Origin of the sequence: Bradyrhizobium tropiciagri (assembly GCF_018130505.1) — a bacterium.
Lineage (GTDB): Bacteria > Pseudomonadota > Alphaproteobacteria > Rhizobiales > Xanthobacteraceae > Bradyrhizobium > Bradyrhizobium tropiciagri_B.
Window position 1 is genome coordinate 285,417 of record NZ_JAFCKH010000001.1, and the last position, 19,586, is coordinate 305,002.

Here is a 19,586-nt window from a genome sequence, read left to right on the forward strand (position 1 = left end):
CCGTGTTGCCGAAATGAGAAATCCACGTAAGCATTTGGCCTAACTGGGGTTGGTCCGGCTTGTTCCTACCTGGTGCCTGTGGAGGCTCTTCCGCCCTAATGGAATCGCACGTGTCGTGCGCGCGGCTGGAACGGGTAGTTCAACATTGCATTGACTTCGACGGAGGAACCAGCTTGCCCGCGAACATTCACAAAGGAATGCCTGCGGGGAAGCTCGATCGCGCCACGTTCGACCAACGCATGCGCATCCACTTTTCCGATCCTGCCTTCGTTCCCCTGCAAAAGGAGATTGCAGCGCTGATCGGCGCTGCCTGGCACGGTACTCGCATTCAGGGAAATCGCCTCACACGCGAAAGGCGGGTCCCGGATTTGCTGATCCATATCACGATCTCGCCGTAGACTGGATCAAGTCCGTGACGCTATCCAGGAAGGCGCGGCGCCGCCACGCTGTCGATTTTGTCGATAGATCGCCGGCTCGCCGGGAAGGCAGTCGCCGCATCCGGGATAGCGGGGAAAACATCGGACTTTGCCGAAGGCTTACCACATGTTAGCGCGGCCGGGAGCGGATGGGACTAGGTTCCATCAGCGTCGGGTTACGTCCGGCGGGTTATAGTCAGATTTTATAAATGGTCATCTAATGACGAAGCTCACCGACCGAACCGCGGCAAATCTGGACGTCGTACTCGACGACGTCTGTCGCGGACTTCCAAACAATGGTGGAAATCACGAAAGCCGCAAGTTCGTGGCTGTTCGGCTGCTGCGCGCTGCGCAGTGCGGGGAGACGACGCTTGGAGCGCTCAAGGCCGTGGCTCAAGTGGCCGTGAAAAAGCTTACGCGCGAACGACCAGATATGAACAGGCGGATAGGATAGGGAGATATTTGGCATTCTCGCAGGACTGTTGCGCAACCATCACCACATCGCCAGAGGGTCCGGTTAGAATGCCGGCGATGTACGACGTTTATCTAAACGAGAGAAATGGTCTTTTGATCGTGTCGCGAGGCTCTTCCATTCCCGAAACGGAAAGGGGGGCGTGGCGCAAGAAGCGCACAGTACGTTCCGTAAGTGACCGGATCCGCGCTGACATTGGAGCAATCGGCTTCCATCGGCGGAATTTGGCGGCACGGCCGGCGACGGCACCTGTAAGCGGCGACGCGCGGTACTAGACTTCCATCATCCACACGCGCCATATGCGCGAATCGATCCCGCGCATCGACCATCTCACCGCCGTGACAGTGTGCCGAGCGGGAGGCTTATGCGGTCGGCGTGGTCAACGGGTACCCGCGAGCATTCCATCTCCATCGGCCGAGGATGGGCGAGGGAAGGGTCCGTGGGAGACGTGAGCGTGCAACGACATCCCCTCGATTAATGGGCGGCATCTGAAAAGCGGCGCCGCGTTGTTCCAAACTTTGGAACATGTGCCACTTTTTCCTGTTCTACAGGCGCGCAGATAGCGCTGAGGAGGACGGATATGAGAAATTTTGCGATCGGTTGTTTGCTGGCGGTGGCGACGGTGACCGGCAGTTATGCAGCGACAACGGTGTTGAAGACAGCTCCGGCGGACAGTTGGACAATCACCAATTACTACAAGCAGTCCGTATACGATCCGAAGGAGAGCAAGATCGGCGATATCGACGACGTCCTGGTCGACAGGTCCGGCAAGATCACTGGTTTGGTGGTCGGCGTGGGCGGCTTCCTCGGCGTTGGCGAGAAGGATGTGATTGTACCTTTCGCGTCGATCAAGACTGCGAAGAAGAACGACAAGTGGTGGCTTACTCTGGATGAAACCAAGGACGACCTGAAGAACGCAGCTGGCTACAAGTATGATCGCGCAAGCACAACCTGGGTGCCGGAAAAGAAGTAAGTGACTAGGCACGGCCCTTGGGGTGACGCCGATGCCTTCTTGGGCCGTGCAGTTCGCGCAAGGATTGAAAGTGGTCGACACAACGCCGTCCGCTGCTGATCGCCGCGGACGGCGTGGTATGCGATCGGCGTGCCGAGCCGCCCAGCTCTCAGGGGCGGCCCGCCCAAACGGCAGGCTACTAATGCTTCGGCTTGGTATTGGAGCCCTTCATCTTCTCGTCGGTGCCCTTGAGTTTCGGGTCATTCTGCGTCGCGCCGGGGTTTGCGGCGGTCGGGCTGCTGGATGCGCCTTGTCCGGTCGTAGCTGCCGGCGAGTTGCCACCACCACCACCGCCTCCACCGCCGCCTCCGCCGCCTCCCTGTGCGGACGCAGCGACGACAGATCCAAAGACGAAGGTCGCAGCCAACGCAATCTTTGCAATCCTCATTGCAATTTCCTCCCGTTAAGTGACGACTTCAACGGGCCGCGACGTTGCTCGTTCCTAATGCACCAGCGACGCGGGTGCCTGGATCAAGACCAACTTGTCGCAGCGTGCGTCGCGTGGGGTTGAAACTGGCGAAGGCCCCGGACGCCTGAGGAGTTAAGCGCCGAGGCCCTCGCAGGCGAAAGCGGGCTGGACGCGATTAGCGTCTCATTCCCGCTGCTTCACCGTAGAGCTGCCGCTCCCGCCGTATCTCGTCGCTGCTAAGAGGTTGAGCGTCGGGATTGAAGCCCTTCCAACCTGATTGCTGCCATGCCGTCGCGCGCTTGGTCATGTCGACCGATGACCGATCGAGTGCGGCCTCGACACGCCTGCGATCCTGCTCGTTGACGCGGGCGCAAACGAGCGTTCCGCCACGACGGACACCCTCAGCGTAATGCGATGCTTCCTCTTCAGGAACGCCTGACTGCGTCAGTGCGCCGATGATTCCGCCCGTTGCGGCGCCGGCGGCCGCGACTGTGGCCGTCGAGACCAGCCATCCCGCCGCAACAACAGGGCCGAGGCCGGGGATGGCGAGCAGGCCCAAACCGGCGAGCAGACCCGCGGCCCCGCCCAACGCGGCACCGATGCCAGCGCCTGCACCTGCGCCTTCTGCGCGATCATCAACGCCGTCGCGATCCCGATCCACCTTGCCGCCACCGCCGTACCAACCCTCGCCATTGTTGGCGACGATGCTGATATCGGAGTGGGGAACGCCGCTCTGCTCCAGTTGCCCGACGGCACGCTCTGCGTCGGCGTAGTTGTCGTAAAGACGAGAAATTGTTGTAGCCATGCTGGCCTTCCTCCTAGTTTGCTGCGTTCACGTTGCCCTGGAAGTCCACGCTGACTTCGGTCTGCCTGCTTCCCTTCGTCGCCTTTCCTCTCCAAACTCCATTATCGTCCTTCTTGAGATCAGAAACTGCGGAATAGCCGGCAGCCTCTATCCGGGTCTTTGCCTGCCCTTCGGTGAAACTGTTTCGGCCGGCGACCGGCGCGTTCGAATTGTTGTCGCTCGAACTATTGACGGCTTTGTTGCTCGGGCCATTTTCCGCCGGTAGAGATTGCGCCGAGACCGAGCCAGCGGTCAGCAAAGCCGCAACGGATATGAAGGCAAATGCTCGTACCATTGTGTTTGTCCTCTCATCAGGTGATCCGAGGACAAATGATTGCGACCTCAATTGGTTGCTGCTTGGCTTGGCTTTGCTTGATCGCCGAAGGCGGATGACGCTTAACGCATGTTATCGACGGCGGGCTTCCAAAGCGCTGACTGTCATTGGAAGGCATGGCGCGGTAACTGACGCCAGACGCGATGGGCAAATCTTGGGCGAATGATCGGCGTCGCCGAGTGCTCGATCTTGGTTACCAAGGCGTCCCAGGCAACCGATGAGCTATCTCTGAGTCGCGCCATCTCCATTGCGCTGGGATTTCAGTGATCCATGAATATCAGCAGAATTACTACGATTAAGAACGGCGTGAGCCCAAGCAATATTCTAAACCAAAAGCCAAACTCTCGTCCTGCTTGCAATTGCTTTCGCATCGCCTCGCCCCCTTTTTTCGACAGTGGGGACCTCAGTGCCCGCGCTGCAGGATGGAGTTGCCGGCTCGCTCCAAGCCGACAACTCGTGCATCGGAATTTGGCTTCAGTGCATATGGCCGATCAGATAAATGCCGCCGCCCAAGATGACGATGGCCGGAACGGCCCACAGGATGATAACAGGCATGCTTGCCACCGCTAGTTGGACGAACAAACCTTGATGGTCTTCATGCCCGTCTCGGCTTCAGACCGAGTCTTGTAGACAGTGCCCGACGGGCTGACCACGGTGGTCGTCGTGTCGACGGGCTTCTTGTCGACGATCGTGCAGGTCTTCGTCTTGGCGTCCTGCACGACGTAATATTCATCGGCCGCGAAAGCGGGCGCGGCAAAGGCGGCAAGAAGCGAGACTGCAAGGATTGCTTTAGCTTTCATGTTCTCCTCCACAAGCTATCAAACAGAGGGGAGCAAACGGGAAAACATGGCAAAGGTTCCTAAATCGAAACCGAGGCGAGACGGCTCGAGTGCTTTCGTCCAATAGCGGCCAGCACCATAAGAGCCGTTGGTACGGGAAAGACGGCGCGAGCCGTTCCGGCAAGGTCTTCTGGCTCGCTGGGCAGCTCTCTAAGGCCCTTGCTAGAGAGGCGCAAAAGCCGATCAGGGCTGCAGCATTGAAAGCAGTTGCTGGCGCCTCCGCTCCCGATAGGATTGGTGCTCTTGCAAAACCTCCAGCGTCGTTTCAAAGCGGCGCGTATCCTCGCTCGTTCGCCTCAACTCAACCAGCAGGCCTTCATACTCAGCGAGCTGCTTTTCGCCTTCAACCACGTCAAGTTCGATCCTCCTCAATTCGTCCATGATCGCGTCTCTGTGCATCGTCACTTGCATCCCGAGTGCCACCTTACCAGGACAAACGACAAGGATAGTGCTGGTTCCTCACCCGAATGTCGGGCCGGGAAATTGTAGCAACCGGCGCTTGGCCGCCGCGTTATCCGGGTCATGCCTTCCGAATTCGGAGTTGGCGAATGGCAGACCAGGCTACATTGCACATAGCGATCGAAACTGCCTGGACGGTCTTTCGGGCGACGCGCCCGGGAATAGAGGCTTCGGATAGTCGTCGCTGCCTGCTTGAGCATTATCTGCGGGAGAGGGGGGGAGCCCGTGGCTGTGATGACGCGGAAGAGCTCGCCTGCATGGGGCTGGCGTATCTTGTGACGATAGCTGATCACGAATGTTAGGTAGGCAGAGAAATGACAAGACAAGTGCGAACCCGATCACAGCCGCAGATGGAGCGTCCTCGCGCTCGTCATCCCGACCGTCTTCGCTTTATGTAGCGTTGCTCGTTTGAGACTCGGGGTCGCGACAAAAAGGAACGGCCCCAGCATCCTTGGAGGCAAAAATGCTTGGGCCGTTCCTCATTCCAAGCGCTGACCGCCGTTCCGATAATGAGGCGGACCGTCCCGGGCCTTTGAAAAATGAGCTTTGATGAAAAACGTCCGGCCCGGATTGAAGCAAAACGGAAACCTGAGTTCCCGGAATCACACGTGTGAATCCGCTACAAATAAAGTTGGTTCTTTTGGCAGGGAGCTCAACCGAGAAAGTCGTTTCGTTCTTACGAACTGGTCTTCACAGAACCCGCCGTGCTGCGCAGCATTGCTGCAAACACGAACTCGCCGGCGCTGGCGAGTTTGTCAGCTTGGCCGGCCGAGGCTTTGGCGGATACCCGACATCATTGCGCTGTATAAAACGTGGCGCGCTAGCGCGCGTCAGTCGCGCCATATGTGCTAGCTTCCGAGTATCGAAACAGCAGCCACGCTATAATCTAACCTGGGCAGCGTCCGTGGCTTCGTTACTTAGGCGTGCTTATAGCCTTGGACCGGAACCTTCAACTCTTTGGAGGTATTCACCACTTCCCAGCTGCAAAGTTAGTATGAAGGCGCTACCACTCTCTTTCGCCTTCTCTGTGAGGTTGCGGTTGCGGGCGAACTCCAAGGCCGCGTGATAGTAGCGAGACCCAAGGGCGCGGGAGGGGTATTTGCTCCTGGAAAGCGATAAGTCGGATCGCGAGTTGTGCACCGCCGTCGCCATTTCTTCCTGCGACGTTGCAGAGACTGGTGCCGGACTCACATTGGGCCAAGTCATCGGTCGGATAGCGAGCCGTTTTCCGCAGCGCACTGCAATCGTCGCCGCCACGTTAGCGCCTCTGACATACCGCGATCTTCAACGCCAGTTGAACGACGTCCGCCGGCAGCTGCGTTTGGCTGGCTACGACTGTAAGGCCCGAATCGGGGTGCTCATGCCGAATGGCCCGGAGGCGATTCTAAGCATCGTGGCAGTCGCCTGCAGCAGCGTCGCGGTTCCTCTAGATGCGCGGCTGGCGCCGGCGGAGATCGGTCAACGTCTCGACATGCTGCGCCTGGACGCTCTACTCGTACCGCATGGCGGCGCCTGTGAGGCTCGCCAGGCCGCTGAGCGCAGAAGGGTGGCAATTATAGAAGTCGCCCCGGTCGGACACGGTCAGCTTGGACTCGAAATTGTCGCGCGGGCCTCCGATTCCCCGGCAATCGACGCCGACCCGGATCCGAGCTCCCCCGCCTTCATCATTCAGACGTCGGGCACGACCGCGCAGCCTAAGCTTATTCCGTTCAGTCATGGCAACATGTTGGCGGCCGCCGCACGGCTTAAAGCCTGGTTTGGCCTCACGCCCGACGATCGTTGCCTGAGCGTGTCGCCTCCTTACTATTCACATGGGCTCAAAGCGACGGTCTTCACGCCGCTCCTGACTGGCGGCAGCATTGCAATTCCGGCGAATAGCGCCGTCGTGACGTTGGATGAGTGGTTCGATATCCTGCGGCCGACTTGGTACTCAGCGGGCCCTGCACTTCACGCTGCGGTGTTGCATAAGGATCAAGGCCTCGAGGTTGCGCGGGTGGCGCATACTTTGCGGTTCGTTGTTTCCGGCGGCGCGCCGCTGCCCGCTGAGGTGCAGCATGGCCTGCAGCGCATTTTGGGCGTACCGGTCCTGGAGCATTATGGCTCAAGCGAAGCCGCGCAGATCGCCGCTAACCTGCCGCCGCCTGGCGCGAACAGGGTAGGGACATGCGGGCAACCTTGGCCTGGTACGTTGGCGGTGGTTGGCGAGGATGGACATTCCTTGCCCGCTGGCGAGCGGGGTGAGATCTGGGTCCGTGGACCGACCGTAACGTCTGGCTATCTCGATGCGCCGGAACTCAATCAAACTGCTTTCATCGGAGGTTGGTTTCGTACCGGCGATATTGGCAGCCTGGACGCAGACGGCTTCCTCTCCCTGCACGGCCGCCTGAGCGAACTTATCAATCGTGGTGGTGAGAAGATCTCCCCCGCTGAGATCGAATCCGCTCTGCTACGTCATGCCGCCGTTGCCGAGGCTGCTGCCTTCGCAATCCCTCATCCACGCCTCGGCGAGGACGTTGCCGCCGCCATCGTTCCATACCCTGGCGAGCATGCGACGCCTGCCGAGCTTCGCCAGTTCCTGCTGCGCGAATTGGCCTCCTTCAAGATTCCTCGCCGTTTTCTGATTCTCGAGCAGCTGCCAAAGGGAGCGACGGGAAAGATTCAGCGGCTACGGCTGCGCGAATCGGCTGAAAGGTCTTTAGGTCATCACTCGACGATGCCCATGCCTGATGCGGGCAAAGGGTCATCGGATTTAGAAGCTGAATTGTTGACCGTGTGGCGGAGCCTGCTGAAGTCCGAGGCCGTGACGGTCGACGATGACTTTTTTGCCAGCGGCGGGGACTCCCTGCTTGCGATGGACATGCTCATTGAGGTCGAGCGGCTCATCGGCCGGCCCGTACCTGAAACGATCATGATCGGGGCAGAAACCATCCGGCAGCTTGCCCCAAAAATCGTCATGGAGGCTGGGACGTCGGCGACGCCGTTCTACCAGTTCCATGCCAGTGGCTATCGGCCTCCGTTGTACTTCTTCAATGGTGATTTCCTCGGCGGCCACTCCTGTGTGCGGCGATTGGTGGAGCTTTTCGGGCCTGATTATCCGATCATCTCCATCAATCCCCATGGCCGTAGCGGGGAATCGATTCCGCCCTCAATCGAAGAGATGGCCGCCGACCGCGTGCCCTTCATCCTGGAAAGGCACACCGACGGCCCTTTGCTCTTGGGCGGCAAATGCAACGGTGCCATGGTGGCATTTGAAGCTGCCCGGTTGCTGATGGCAGCCGGCTGCAAGGTTGATCTGATTGCGATGGTCGACCCACCGAACCTCAACGCCCATCCGGTGCCGCGGGCGATCCTCGGGACGATGAAGCGCATCGCTTCGCCTTTCCGCCTGCGCTGGACCTATGAACTGATGGTCCGGATTCAGCGGTTATTCAAGGCGTCGACGGGTGAGCAATTCGCCAAGCTTTTAGAGGCTTTGTCCGATCCCACGAAGCTCAATGTCGCATTATCCGATCCCGACAATCGAACTCCGCCGGCATTATGGGATGCTTATACGCTCGCAATGGCACAATATCTTCCGGCACCGCTCGAGGTGCCCGTGGCCGTTTACTCGGCCGACAATGACGGTCGGGCCTGGCGGCGTCTCAGTGCGCAACTCGAAATTATCAAGGTGAGTGGGGGACATCGTGACTGCCTGACCATAGGCGCGGGACTGGTGGTTGATCATCTGCGGCAAAAGGTTGACCTTCTGACCGGAGGTCCTGGTGGTCGTCACTCACCCGACAATTCTCCGCAAGAATTCGGAGCGCACCAAGGGTCATCACTCAACGCAGACGATGACAGTGTTCGGACGTCACCTGGTCATAGTCGCCCATTTGGCCATCCAGACTTTCACAGCGCTCATAAGTAGTGTTCGCAAGTGGCCGCGCCTGGTGCAGCCGGTCACAGTTTGGCTGGTGAGTGGACGTGTACGCGGTAGCCGTCGAACTTGATTTGGTGGACCCAAACATCGTCCCGCGGCACCCTGTCGATGCCCGAGGCGAGAGACGACGTGATGAACCGGGGAAGGCGTCGTCACATGAATTGATTACGTATAGCCGGCCTGGCGCAGAGGAGGGGTCAGAAACGAGGGTGCCCTCGTTCGCGGCCTGCCTCTCTATGGCGCACGCCGGCTCGGCTGGGGTGGAGGAGAAAGCGGTTGGAGACGCCGTCTTCTCGTCGGCGAGGCCTGACAGCTTCGACTGTAGGCAGATAGGCACTCACGTGCCGGCTGCGCTCATCGCCGAGAGGCTAGGGTTGGACCTGTGCTCCGTGTTTGATCCGAGGGATCGATCGGTAGCGCCGCTCTTCTTTCGGCAACGGCATGATGGAACAGTTCGAGGACCAGTCCGAATGCGGCCAAGTCGTCTTGTTCGATCGCTCCATCATCGTAAAACTTGAGGGTTTCGCCGATTATCACGTCGACTTCGCGTTGCCACGTCAGCAGTTCTTGTTCGGATCCGGCGTTGCGAACCTGCGATGCCACGGCGAGCACACGATGGCGATGGCTGGTGTTGTCGTCGCGTTCGTCCCGGTTCAAATAGCGACGCAGCCAAGCCGCGGCCGAACCGATTCCGGAGATTAGGAGCAACGCGAACCAGAAGTAGTCACTGTACTTGTCTAGAAAGGTCCGCTCGGTCCCGTTGATGACCGCGGCAGCGCCCCGGTGCACGGATGGCTCGGCCTCCTTCTCCGTCTCGGGTTTCGTGATGTGCGCGGCGCCGGCGACAGTTTGCGTGATCGTGTCCCGGACGGCGAAAAGCTGCCGATAGAAGGCTGCCGCCTTGACCTCGGACAGTTCCTTGCTGGCCAGGATCAGATGATTGACAGCGATGGTGTCGACCTTCTCCTCCGGCCAGGCTGGTTTGGCGCTAAAGACGCTTCCCGGAATTTCCTCGGCCTCGTAGCGGGCGTGCTTCAGCGCGATGGCCTCGGATGCTTCGACGGGAAGAAACTTCGGAACTCCCCGCGACCGCGATGTCGCGGCGATCGCCTCGGCTGTGATCTTGCTGTCAAGCGGACCGACTGCGAGATAGGCGTCGAGAGTGGCGTCTTGCGCGAGCCTTTCAAGCTCCTCTGTTCCAAATTGAACCGTTGCAACCTTTTCCGGCTCGACGCCGGAACTGACGAGGATGATCCGGAGGAGGGCCAGGTTGGCTCCGGTTCTGCCGATGATGCCGACCTTGCGGCCGGCAAGATCGGCAATCTCTCCGATCTTGCCCGTGTTCTTTTTCTTGGAGCCCTTGCCTATCCGCGCAGAGGGTGACCAAAGCACGACGTAGTTCTTGCGTAGGACGGCCAACGTCTGTGCGTCGGCGGGCATGCTCAGATCGCTTCGGCCAACCGCCAGGTCGGTCTTGCCTGCCCCCAATAAGGTCAGAGATTCGGCCGCTCCGCCGGTCGTGATCGGAGAGAGCCTTACTGTCCTGCTTTCTTCGCTGAAAGCCTCGGCCATCGCCTGCACTACCTTATCGTCTTCGCTGCCTGCGGGGCCCACGGCGATCCGGAGGGTCTCGGGCCGCAAGACGTAAAAGAGGCCGGCCGCGGCGGCGCTAAAGACCGCAAATCCCAAAGCCAACACGATCAGCAGCCGTTGTTGGCGTCGGTCGTGAGTATTGCTGATTGCCTTGCGAGGGGACATCAGCGTTTCCTCGTGCACCAAGGCCTGCTTGGGATAATACGAGCGCGCCGCCCGGAATTGAGGGAACCAGCGTCTAACCGGATTGTTCCGTTGGGTACTGGCCGAAATGAGCCACTCTGAAAACCAAAACGAGCCACCCAATTCTGACGCGCTGGAGCATTTCGTTTCGCACCTGCAACAGATTTAGATTTTGAGACGAAGAAGACCGGGCGATCGGGTCCTCGGTGAAGAAGGCGGTCAAGAAGGTTGGAAACAGCCGCAAGCGGGTGGAGCGGCGACTGAGTTCGACGAAAAAACGAACCCGAGCCCGAGGTGACTCAGCGCTACGTTCGGGAAAACTTCGCAATCCCGCGAGACCATGCTAACGATAGGACATCGGGTCTCGTCCCGATTCAGCATAGGAATGCCTGGCCCCAGCACCGGCCTCTTGGCCCCAGAGGTGCTAGGCCCACGTTCGTCCGACCGCCTGAGGAACGTCCATTCGAGATGGATGTTTATCGTCAAGTCCATGCCGGCCTGACAGCAGCACTGGCGTCCCCACGGCCTCGGCGCGTCCTCTCTCGATGAAGCCGTTTCTTCTCGGGAGCAGGATTCATCGAACCGCCGCTGCAATCACGAGAATCATGAACAACATGACGCCGACGCCGGCAAGAACGAGCCTGTTGATGGCAATGGTCTCGAGCGACGCGCGATAAGCGCGCTCGGCCGCATCGCATCGGACGCGAAGATTCATGATAACGCTGAGGAGCGTGCGATCCTCCGAGTTTTTGGGGTGATCGTTTACCGATGCCTCCAACATCTCCGCAATCATTCGGGCCTCGCTCACCAGCAGCGCATGCTCGGTGTCCTCGCACGAAACCAGGATTGCGGGCTCGCTGTCGCTCCGGCCAATCCGGATTTCGATGTCTGCATCATTCGGCGCCCTGTGAACGGCGTCGAGAAAAGCGATGATGCGACATTTCGCGCCCGCCGGGACGTGGGAAAATTTCGCGGACGTGCGGCAATCGTGCGTGTTCACGACGGTCCTCGGCTCATAATCGCCGGCACTGGCGGCACTTCAGGGGCGCCGTGGTCGCGAACTTTGCGCGCGGCGGGCCCATCTCATCAACCGGACGCATCGCTGAGTTTCCGCGCCTCTACGAATGCCGGTTCTGCCGAAGCATCGATGACACTCGTGCGTCTCGCCGGCCACGATCGACGCGCCGAAACCAGGGTTGAGCGGTGCATTCCAACAGCTATGTATCTCCCCAAGGCGATCCCCGGAATTTCGATGAGACGATGCGCCAGTTCAGAGAACGCGATGATCAAGGGCACGCTCGCGCACGTAAGCAACGCCATGCGAACTGGCTGCCCCGAGTATCGAAATAGCAGCCACGCCATCATCGAGATGACTGGATAATGGCAGAGATAGATCGAGTAGGACCGCGAGCCGAAATAGAGTATCGCCGAATTTTCCAGCCCGAGTCTGTAGGCACGAGCCACGTGGTCGCTGCCATCGTTGGACAGCCCGCATAACACGAAAAGCCAGATCATGAATGGCCAGAGCTGGAAAAAAGGCAGAAGCATGATGGCAAGCGCGAGCAGGGGGCCTCGATAGGCCTCGAATTTTCTCGAGTAGAGAAGTCTGCTCACGATGCCGACTGCGAAGTAGGTGGCAGCCTGCGGCAACGCGCCAGGTTGCGCTGTCCCGGAGCCGATCATCCTGAAAGCGACTTCTGATCCAGCGACAACGATCGCAAGTGGAATCAGAAATTCGCGTCGGTCTCTCAGCACAAAGACAATCAGTGGCGCCAGCAAGTAGAATTGCCATTCAAGGGAGATGCTCCACGCCGGCATGTTGAAGGCATATTCAGAGTGCATCAGAACACTGTTCGGGATGGCGGCGTGAAACATCGATAGATGCGCCAGAAGGTGCAAGCCCAGAAAAGAATGGTCACTCGCGGCGACATCGGTTGCCACTTTCCCGAACGCGGGATCTTCAAAGCTCGGGTCCGCAAGCGCAATCCCCAAGAGATCGCTCGAGAAAAAACCAACGAAACAGGTTACGGCGAGCAGCGGGAAAATTCTGAAGAAGCGTCTGACAAGGTAAGGCCCGTACCCCTCGCTCTTTTCTATGACGACGTGAGTCACCACGAAACCGCTGACGATGGTGAATACGAGGACCGATGGCAGACCTATCGCTCGCAAAAGCTGGCTGATCCCTCCGGCGTTGAATGCAGATATGTACGTTAAGTGAGAGAACACGACTGCCCAGGCTAACCAGCCCCGAAGTCCCTCAATTCCCATGAATTTACCAGCAGGCGCAGTTGAAATCTGGCTTTTCATGCATGCTCCGGTTTGTGCGGGGCCGCGAATGACGCTTGCCGATTCAAGTCAACAGGAGGCCATCGACCCTCTACGCCACCGGCGAGAATCCGGATCGTTGAAAACACGAAGTGCCGATCGGCGGCACGCTCGAATCAAATGCCTTGCGGCCCGAGAAATCTGGCTTTCAATTTCTGGGCTAATGCGTCTGCTTGTTCTTTACTCAGCCTCTCTGGCAAATGGGCCGCCCTTTTCGGGCTGCGCTGGTCCCTTACGTTCTCTGTCGTAGACCATCCACCCAGCGCTGCCTCTCCGGACAAAAAATCGTCGCTGGGTCGGGCTTCCAATGATTTCCACACGCAATGACCGCCAATCTACGCACCGTCGATGATCGCCGGAGACCTGTCATTGAACTATGTTAGTCGAATTCCGAATCCAGGCCGGTGTCCTTTTCACATATGCAAATGCAGCCTCGCGTGCTGACGTGTCAAACCGGTGCTGGTCTTTGGACGAGACCGCGACACCTTCGGCCTCAGCGAGTACCCCTCGCTGGGGCCGCTTCTTTTGGGACTGCACGTCAGGGGACAGCACCGTCCTGCTCATAAATGTTCCGCCGCGCTCTGTGGATGGAGGGAGACGGCAGCGAGGCCCCTTGGACGGGGTAGGGGTTTCGGGGCCTCGCCTTTACGCCGGATCTCGGACCCTTGGACAGTGCCGAGAACGGGAATTGAAGTGCCTTTGTCCGCGGCGGTCGTTAACATGGGTTAGCGAAACGTCGGGAAAAAGTGGCAATATGCGAAGCCTTGGGTTCACGCCCAATTTGTGGAATACTCAACCGAATGACTGGCCCCGGCATGATCCCGCCGGGGCCTTTCTTTCACATTGCGGCTCTTGGCTGACGTGGCAGAAGCGTGTTCCACCACGCTGGGGCCCTTCTTTGGGCTTCGCCAACCGAGGCGGCCTTGCTTCTCCGGTGGCGGGCACTCTTGCAGCACCCGTTCGGCTTGCGCCAGCAACGCCCGAGATCGAGTTATCATCTCGCGGGTCGTTGCCCTCGCGGATCCGCTCGACTTGGTTGAGCGCTGCCACACGAAACTCAAAAAACTTGAGCTGGTAGTCGTCGAACACGGCACGGACCGGGTGAAGCGGACTTGCCTCAACATACGGTTACGATGCCATGGGCGACTATAGGCCGTTAGGCGGTCGGCGGCTGCAATCCCGGCGAGCCCAGCGACTCGCTCATATGAGCGGCGGTGTCAGCCTGACGGGCCTTCTTCAATAGGTCCTCTTTCTCGCTGCCTGGAGGCACTGTCTTCGCCTGTTCGCGCAGGCGGATCGCCTCGTCGGCTAGACGTCCTTCGAGGGACTGGGTTTGCTTGAAACGACGACGCTTAATGGCCATGCGCTGTCCTTTCCGTTGGAGGAAGGCGAGAGCACAAGTTGGCGTTCTCATCACCGATGGTTACCGAGTGCCGTGCGGTGATGCTCTGTTAACTTTTGTACAGAGGCGACGTTCCTGGGGGCATTCGGAAGGCCGTTTACGCACGGAGAACCACGTGCACTATGTCAGCCGAACAGGTCCGCGCCCGCCGGGCCGCCAGCGTATTTCAGCCAGTCTTTCCATCGCCCTTTGAAGGTGAGGCCGCGACCTTCCAATGATGGAAGCTGTAAATCCCGGCCCAGTGATGGACTAGTTTCCCGCAATGAATGCAGTCAAATGATCCGGTCGAATTCAACGGTACTGAGCCGCGTTCTTGGATGGCGGAGTATACCGTCTCACACCCACGACAGCTGATATACGTGACAATTCGATCGGGCATTGGGCGGCGATAACCGCACGGCGAGCATAGTGTTCCTATGATCACTGTTGAGAATGTAGCTTTTCGCCGCGTGCCCACATCGCATACTTCCGCTTGGTCCAATCGCGTTGATCGCGCCAAGTCTGGAAATCGGCCTCCGTGCGTGTGGGTAGAAGCCGGCGCCAGGCCTTCTCGAATGCCGTTCGCACCAGGTCGAAGCTCTCCGCCGAACCGCCGACGGTTTGGCCGGGCGCACACCCAGGATGTCTTGCTTATCGCGCGCCGGCGCCGCCGCAAGTGCAGGCGTGCGGGTCGGTCCATGGCGGTTCGGGATGGTTCTCGCACACCCAGCCGGCGTCGTCGCACAGGATGCAGTGCGGGCTCACGACAAGGCCGTGACCCGGCTCATTGCAGGGTGGGTGCGGTTCTTGACCTTGATCCAGTTCTTCGACCGGCCGGCCACGTAGGCCGCTCGCGATGCTTCGAGACGAGACACTCGAGGCCCATCAGGCAGACGTGACGATAAGCTCCGGGCCCGATCTCGGCTTGCTCGAACGGCGCCAGATGGATGCCGTTGACGCGGGGAGCGAGGATCCGGGCGAGGTTGGTCTTGCGCAAGTGAAGGGGCAGCCTGCGCAGGTCGTCGCGAGGGCAAGCAGATCGAGGGCGTAGAGCTGCACCTCGGCACGTACCGGCGCAAGTCCAGTCGTGCCCGTTCTGGGTAAAGATCCGCACGGTTTGGCCGCTGCGCTGAAGAATCAGCCGATAGCGATCGTGCTCGATCTCATGCAGCCAATCCCGACCGGCCGGCACCGCGGCGGCGCGGGTCGGCAGGCAAGGCTCGACGAGATGGTTTCGCATGATCAACGCGGCGGGCAGCCCGCGGGCCGATTACCGAAGTGCTCCCGCCAATTTCATCGCCTCTTTCCGGGCGGCAACGGGCGGCAGCGCCCGTGCGTTATCGAGGGCGGCGATGGCTCGCACATCGAGCTCAGCGGGCGACCGCGCATCGGCTGTCTCGTCCATGTCTCAGCTCGCCTTCCGGCGCGGCTTGGCGGCTACCTTCTTTGCCTTCGGCCTCGTTGCGAGCGTCCTTTTGCCCTCGCCCTTGATGCTCTGCTTCAATGCGTCCATCAGATTGAAGACGTTGCTCGGAGCGGGCTTGCGCGTCGTCGCGAACGGCTGGCCCTTCTTCTTCTGCTCGAGCAGCTCCTGCAGGGCCTGCTCGTAGTGATCCTCGAACTCGTCCGGTTCGAAATGGCCGGACTTCTGTTCGACGATGTGTTTGGCGAGATCCAGCATATCCTTGGTGATCTTCACGTCCTGGATGTCGTCGAAGTATTCCGCAGGGTCGCGCACCTCGTAGGGGTAGCGCAGCAGCATGCCCATCAGGCCCTTGTCGCGCGCCTCGAGTGCGATGACGTGCTCTCGGTTGGTGAGCACGACGCGGGCGAGGGCGACCTTGTCGAGCGAGCGGATGGTTTCCCGGATCACGGCGTAGGCGTCGTGGCCGACCTTGCCGTCGGGCACGATGTAGTAGGGCCGCACCAAGTACAGGTCGTCGATCTCGCGCTTGGGGACGAATTCATCGATCTCGATCGTGCGCGTCGATTCCAGCGCAATGTTCTCGAGCTCGTCCTTGGTCACCTCGAGATACTGGTCGGTATCGACCTTGTAGCCCTTGATGATGTCCTCTGACGCCACCTCATCGCCGGTGTCGGCGTCGACCTTGAGATACCTGATCCGGTGACCGGTGTTCTTGTTGATCTGGTTGAAGCTGATCTTGTCGGATTCAGAGGTCGCCGGAAACAGCGCAACCGGGCACGTCACCAGGGACAACCGAAGAAAGCCCTTCCAATTGGCGCGCGGGGCCATACTCAAAAACTCCACCTACACTGAATGGTATCAATATAGGACGCTATTTAGCGAAGTGGAGTCTCGATCAGCAGTCGGGGCAGGAGTCGCCAATGCCGCAGAGGACCTCGTCGATCGCGGCCAGGCACTCTTCGGGCGTCGCGCCGGGGAAGGGGTGGTTCCATGCCATTTCCCGGGCCCGGCTCCGAGCATCGGGATCGCTGCGGTCGAGCGCGTGCCCGTGGTGCTCGCACTCGCGCACGGCGTGGTGTTCGATCAGCGAGCCGAGGGCCCAGCCCTCAAGGCTGCGGTAGGCGGGCCGGGCCTGCAGCGGCAGGCGGCGTTGTGCATTGCTCTTCATGACGTGGTCTCGAATCAATCGACACCACCATTTATAGCACCGGGGTCAACAGCACTTGAGAGCCCGGGAATTATGCCCGCTATTGTCGCTTGGCGCGGGCAGATCCGCGGCTCATGCGGAACCACCAACGTGGGTTAGTTTCGGTTCCCTCAGATTAGTCCGGCGTCGATCTGCCTGATCGTATCGACGATGATGCTGCGGTGTTCTCTCATCTTGGCCAACACCGCCTCGAAGTCGCGAAGGTGTTTGATAGCCTCCGCCGTGTCGTGACCGTCCCGCCTGAGCTGCTCAAGTCTGGCGAGCTGTTCGCTCACCGCGATTTCGCCCTTGGTGATTGTGCCGGTCTGCCTCGTCGAGATGTTGAATCTCCGCTTGCCGATCCATCATCGCCTGCGCCGGTTGTACGGCGAACGGTTGGTCGGCCGCAACGATATGCCTTCGCGCTGGGCCTTGCTGCGGATCGCCGCCGGCGGTCGCTGCAGCTTGACGCTCATCACGCCAGTTGGCGTGTTGCGCTTTGCCAGCTCCTTAAGCTTTGTCAGTTCCGCGGGCGACCAGGGTTCACGGGACCGACGTTTGTAAACCGGGTTCTTTCTTGCGCGCGCCGGTCTTGCCGATCGGTGAACCGGGCCGCCTCCATGCTTTAGCCATTCACTTTTCTCCGTCCGTCCAGGATTCTTTCGGTGGATGCGGCTCTTCACCGTGCGGCTTGAGCCGGATGATTGTCCTTCGCGAATCAACCAGAACCTTCCCGGATTTCAGGTTCTCAATGGCTTTGCGGAGTTTTTCACGCGCGCGTTTGGCGACGGTGTCGAGCTTGCGACCCATGCAATTTTCCTCGCCAGTCGCTGCCCGCAATGAAGTGGCAAAGCCTCATGACTTGGAAGGTTCCTGTCCGGCACGTTCATCGCGCGGCGGCTGCCTTCGTTAGGACAATGTCGCTGACATTCTTAATGAAAATGCGGGAGCGGCCGTCGCGGCACAAACTGCATGCATGTTCGATTTCGGTCACATGGACGGCGTTGAGTACAGCCTCGTAGGTTGGCTGCTGTGTCGTTTGTAGCGCTCGTTGTCGGCATTAGTGCTCCTTTGATTTGAGCACCCTCCCACTCCTCCAAGGAAAAGGCCCCAGCGCACGCGGCACTGGGGCCTTTTCACATATGCGAATGCGGTCGCGCGATCTCGCGTGCAAACTGGTCTTGGATGTACGACTTGGCCCCGGCGTGTACCCCTCGCTGGGGTCTTTCTTTGGATGCGACCGCTGATTGGTAGAGCGCTTCCATCCGCGGCGGCTATCTCTGTCGAGAAGACCGGCGGCGAGCTCTAGGCTAGGGCGTCCCGTGCTTGTGCGGGAGTAATCCGTGCGGGTCATCAGTGTCGGCACGTTCTGCCATTAACCTGAAAGCGCGCTCCCGCCGGAGCGCTGGTGGGGACGGCGCTGGCGCGGCCGCTAGCCCCGGGCGCCGGGGCCGTTCCTTCTGCAAGGACATTGATTGTAGCGGGGGTCCCGCTGGTATGTTGATCGCAAAGACCTCATAGTGAGGCCATGCAATACGAGGTCAAATTGCGCAGGACATCCGGAGGATGGGTCTGGGAGCTTCACGACGGCCAAAGCCCGGTCTGGGTCGAAAGCTCGGGGATGCCCTTTCCTACGCAGGAAGAAGCCGCGCAGGATGGCGCCCGGGCGCAAGCCGCGCGTGAAGAAAAGGACCGGGCGCCCCCCAAATGACGCCCTCACAGCACAACGCCATCCGCTCAGTATAAAGCGGACGGCGTTGGCCCTAGCCCCAGGAAGGAGTGCAAAATCCTGATGGAGTTTAAGTCTAAACACCCCATGTCGAGGTTCATTCCCGAACGGCCAGACCTGGGTAAGTCCGGTGCAAGAAGCTGGTGTTACACGCTCCGCAAGGATTCAACCCTGACCGCGATCTGCACCGAGGGCTACGCCTTGGGCTGCTCGGGATGCCAGACTTTTGGCATGGGCGCGCGCAATAGCTCTCGCGATATTTGAATTTGCTGGCGGGAGCGAACGACGATTTCGCGCAGATCTTTTTCTCTCCCGCGCCGTAGCTCGCTCTGCTCAACCAAGTACAGCTCTATACATTTCCTGTCACTTGGCAGCATGGCACGCCTCCCGGATAGTCCAGAAGATTAACATTGGTGAATTAGTCCTGCCTCGGCGATTAGGGGGTAGAAAGTAAGAACGGCTCTCTGGCTAGACCGTTGATTTTCAAGCGATCCGTTCCCAGCATGCCCCAACATCCCGGCGCCCCGCCGGCGCGGACTTTATGAGCAATCAATATGCCCGCACCGCCCGCCAAACCGCGGTCTGCAGGCGAAGACCCCTAGCTCATCGAACTGAGCAGCGAAGGGAAAAATGTCCCTGAAATCGCCAAGGCAATGGGCAGACCACTGGAGGGCGTCAGACAGCGCCTTCAAGGCCTGGCCTTGCGACGAAAGGGTCAACCTGATCCGCCGCGAATATCCCGACGCGAATTCTCCGTCATCCTGACGCTACTGGGAGCGTGCTTCGATTCACATAGGCGAATGCGCCTCTCGTCAGGGAGGCGCAGGCTTGTGCGGCTTGCCCGGTGTGGACACGGGGCAGGCGGACGGCCCCAGCATTGGCCTCACGGCCCCCAGAGTGCTGGGGCCGCTTTCCGGTCCATTGCCGCCAGGTCACAGCATCATGCCAGAACCGCGCATCAGAAAGCGTCGCAACAGAGTTAAACATACCCAAACGTTCGAGGAGAGGTTGGCCGACGAGGCCGTGCGCTTTAGGCAGGCCGCAGCCCAATTACCCCCA

Annotated in this window: 18 protein-coding genes and 1 pseudogene; 5 read left to right on the plus strand and 14 right to left on the minus strand. The window is 59.8% G+C overall.

What is annotated here, in order from left to right; translation table 11 throughout:
• Window positions 1-173 precede the first annotated feature (173 nt).
• Window positions 174-398, plus strand: a complete 225-nt coding sequence (locus JQ633_RS01350; RefSeq protein WP_211981545.1) for a hypothetical protein — start codon at window positions 174-176, stop codon at window positions 396-398.
• A gap of 1,070 nt (window positions 399-1,468) precedes the next feature.
• Window positions 1,469-1,861, plus strand: a complete 393-nt coding sequence (locus JQ633_RS01355) for a PRC-barrel domain-containing protein (protein ID WP_211981547.1) — start codon at window positions 1,469-1,471, stop codon at window positions 1,859-1,861.
• 178 nt (window positions 1,862-2,039) lie between these two features.
• Here JQ633_RS01355 and JQ633_RS01360 read toward each other — a convergent pair whose 3' ends face one another.
• The 5 genes from JQ633_RS01360 to JQ633_RS01380 form a co-directional block, all read right to left on the minus strand.
• The gene (locus tag JQ633_RS01360) at window positions 2,040-2,288 is read right to left on the minus strand and encodes a hypothetical protein (protein WP_211981549.1); all 249 of its coding nucleotides are present in this window, start codon (window positions 2,286-2,288) and stop codon (window positions 2,040-2,042) included.
• Between the two features lie 196 nt (window positions 2,289-2,484).
• On the minus strand, window positions 2,485-3,114 hold the full coding sequence (locus JQ633_RS01365; RefSeq protein ID WP_211981551.1) for a hypothetical protein: 630 nt from the start codon (window positions 3,112-3,114) through the stop codon (window positions 2,485-2,487).
• Between the two features lie 13 nt (window positions 3,115-3,127).
• Window positions 3,128-3,448, minus strand: a complete 321-nt coding sequence (locus tag JQ633_RS01370; RefSeq protein WP_211981553.1) for a hypothetical protein — start codon at window positions 3,446-3,448, stop codon at window positions 3,128-3,130.
• A 605-nt stretch (window positions 3,449-4,053) separates the two neighbouring features.
• On the minus strand, window positions 4,054-4,287 hold the full coding sequence (locus JQ633_RS01375; RefSeq protein ID WP_211981555.1) for a hypothetical protein: 234 nt from the start codon (window positions 4,285-4,287) through the stop codon (window positions 4,054-4,056).
• Window positions 4,288-4,509: 222 nt separating this feature from the next.
• A complete protein-coding gene (locus JQ633_RS01380; RefSeq protein ID WP_249158681.1) occupies window positions 4,510-4,707 on the minus strand; it encodes a hypothetical protein in 198 nt (65 codons plus the stop codon).
• A 1,177-nt stretch (window positions 4,708-5,884) separates the two neighbouring features.
• Between JQ633_RS01380 and JQ633_RS01385 the strand changes: the two genes are divergently transcribed.
• The gene (locus tag JQ633_RS01385) at window positions 5,885-8,692 is read left to right on the plus strand and encodes an AMP-binding protein (protein WP_249158682.1); all 2,808 of its coding nucleotides are present in this window, start codon (window positions 5,885-5,887) and stop codon (window positions 8,690-8,692) included.
• A gap of 366 nt (window positions 8,693-9,058) precedes the next feature.
• Here JQ633_RS01385 and JQ633_RS01390 read toward each other — a convergent pair whose 3' ends face one another.
• Complete coding sequence (locus JQ633_RS01390; RefSeq protein WP_211981557.1) at window positions 9,059-10,462, minus strand: TAXI family TRAP transporter solute-binding subunit; 1,404 nt, start codon at window positions 10,460-10,462, stop codon at window positions 9,059-9,061.
• A 192-nt stretch (window positions 10,463-10,654) separates the two neighbouring features.
• Here JQ633_RS01390 and JQ633_RS35065 point away from each other — a divergent pair.
• Window positions 10,655-10,743, plus strand: a pseudogene (locus JQ633_RS35065) (DUF3606 domain-containing protein); the annotation flags it as partial.
• A gap of 311 nt (window positions 10,744-11,054) precedes the next feature.
• Here JQ633_RS35065 and JQ633_RS01395 read toward each other — a convergent pair.
• From JQ633_RS01395 to JQ633_RS01420, 7 genes are all read right to left on the minus strand, one after another.
• Window positions 11,055-11,480 (minus strand): hypothetical protein, encoded by a 426-nt coding sequence (locus JQ633_RS01395; RefSeq protein ID WP_211981558.1) that lies wholly within the window; start codon window positions 11,478-11,480, stop codon window positions 11,055-11,057.
• A gap of 86 nt (window positions 11,481-11,566) precedes the next feature.
• Complete coding sequence (locus tag JQ633_RS01400; RefSeq protein ID WP_211981560.1) at window positions 11,567-12,787, minus strand: acyltransferase family protein; 1,221 nt, start codon at window positions 12,785-12,787, stop codon at window positions 11,567-11,569.
• A gap of 1,174 nt (window positions 12,788-13,961) precedes the next feature.
• A complete protein-coding gene (locus JQ633_RS01405) occupies window positions 13,962-14,168 on the minus strand; it encodes a hypothetical protein (RefSeq protein ID WP_211981562.1) in 207 nt (68 codons plus the stop codon).
• A 1,288-nt stretch (window positions 14,169-15,456) separates the two neighbouring features.
• On the minus strand, window positions 15,457-15,591 hold the full coding sequence (locus JQ633_RS35360; RefSeq protein ID WP_283812730.1) for a hypothetical protein: 135 nt from the start codon (window positions 15,589-15,591) through the stop codon (window positions 15,457-15,459).
• A gap of 3 nt (window positions 15,592-15,594) precedes the next feature.
• Window positions 15,595-16,440 carry a Ku protein gene (locus JQ633_RS01410; protein WP_211981566.1) on the minus strand — a complete coding sequence of 282 codons (846 nt, stop codon included), beginning with the start codon at window positions 16,438-16,440 and terminating at the stop codon, window positions 15,595-15,597.
• A 67-nt stretch (window positions 16,441-16,507) separates the two neighbouring features.
• Window positions 16,508-16,780: a hypothetical protein gene (locus JQ633_RS01415; protein ID WP_211981568.1), complete on the minus strand. Its 273-nt coding sequence runs from the start codon at window positions 16,778-16,780 to the stop codon at window positions 16,508-16,510.
• A gap of 149 nt (window positions 16,781-16,929) precedes the next feature.
• On the minus strand, window positions 16,930-17,094 hold the full coding sequence (locus tag JQ633_RS01420) for a hypothetical protein (RefSeq protein ID WP_211981570.1): 165 nt from the start codon (window positions 17,092-17,094) through the stop codon (window positions 16,930-16,932).
• A 13-nt stretch (window positions 17,095-17,107) separates the two neighbouring features.
• Here JQ633_RS01420 and JQ633_RS01425 point away from each other — a divergent pair, with 13 nt between their 5' ends.
• Window positions 17,108-17,362 (plus strand): hypothetical protein, encoded by a 255-nt coding sequence (locus JQ633_RS01425; RefSeq protein WP_211981572.1) that lies wholly within the window; start codon window positions 17,108-17,110, stop codon window positions 17,360-17,362.
• Between the two features lie 69 nt (window positions 17,363-17,431).
• Here JQ633_RS01425 and JQ633_RS01430 read toward each other — a convergent pair whose 3' ends face one another.
• Window positions 17,432-17,608: a hypothetical protein gene (locus JQ633_RS01430; RefSeq protein ID WP_211981574.1), complete on the minus strand. Its 177-nt coding sequence runs from the start codon at window positions 17,606-17,608 to the stop codon at window positions 17,432-17,434.
• Window positions 17,609-19,586 lie beyond the last annotated feature (1,978 nt).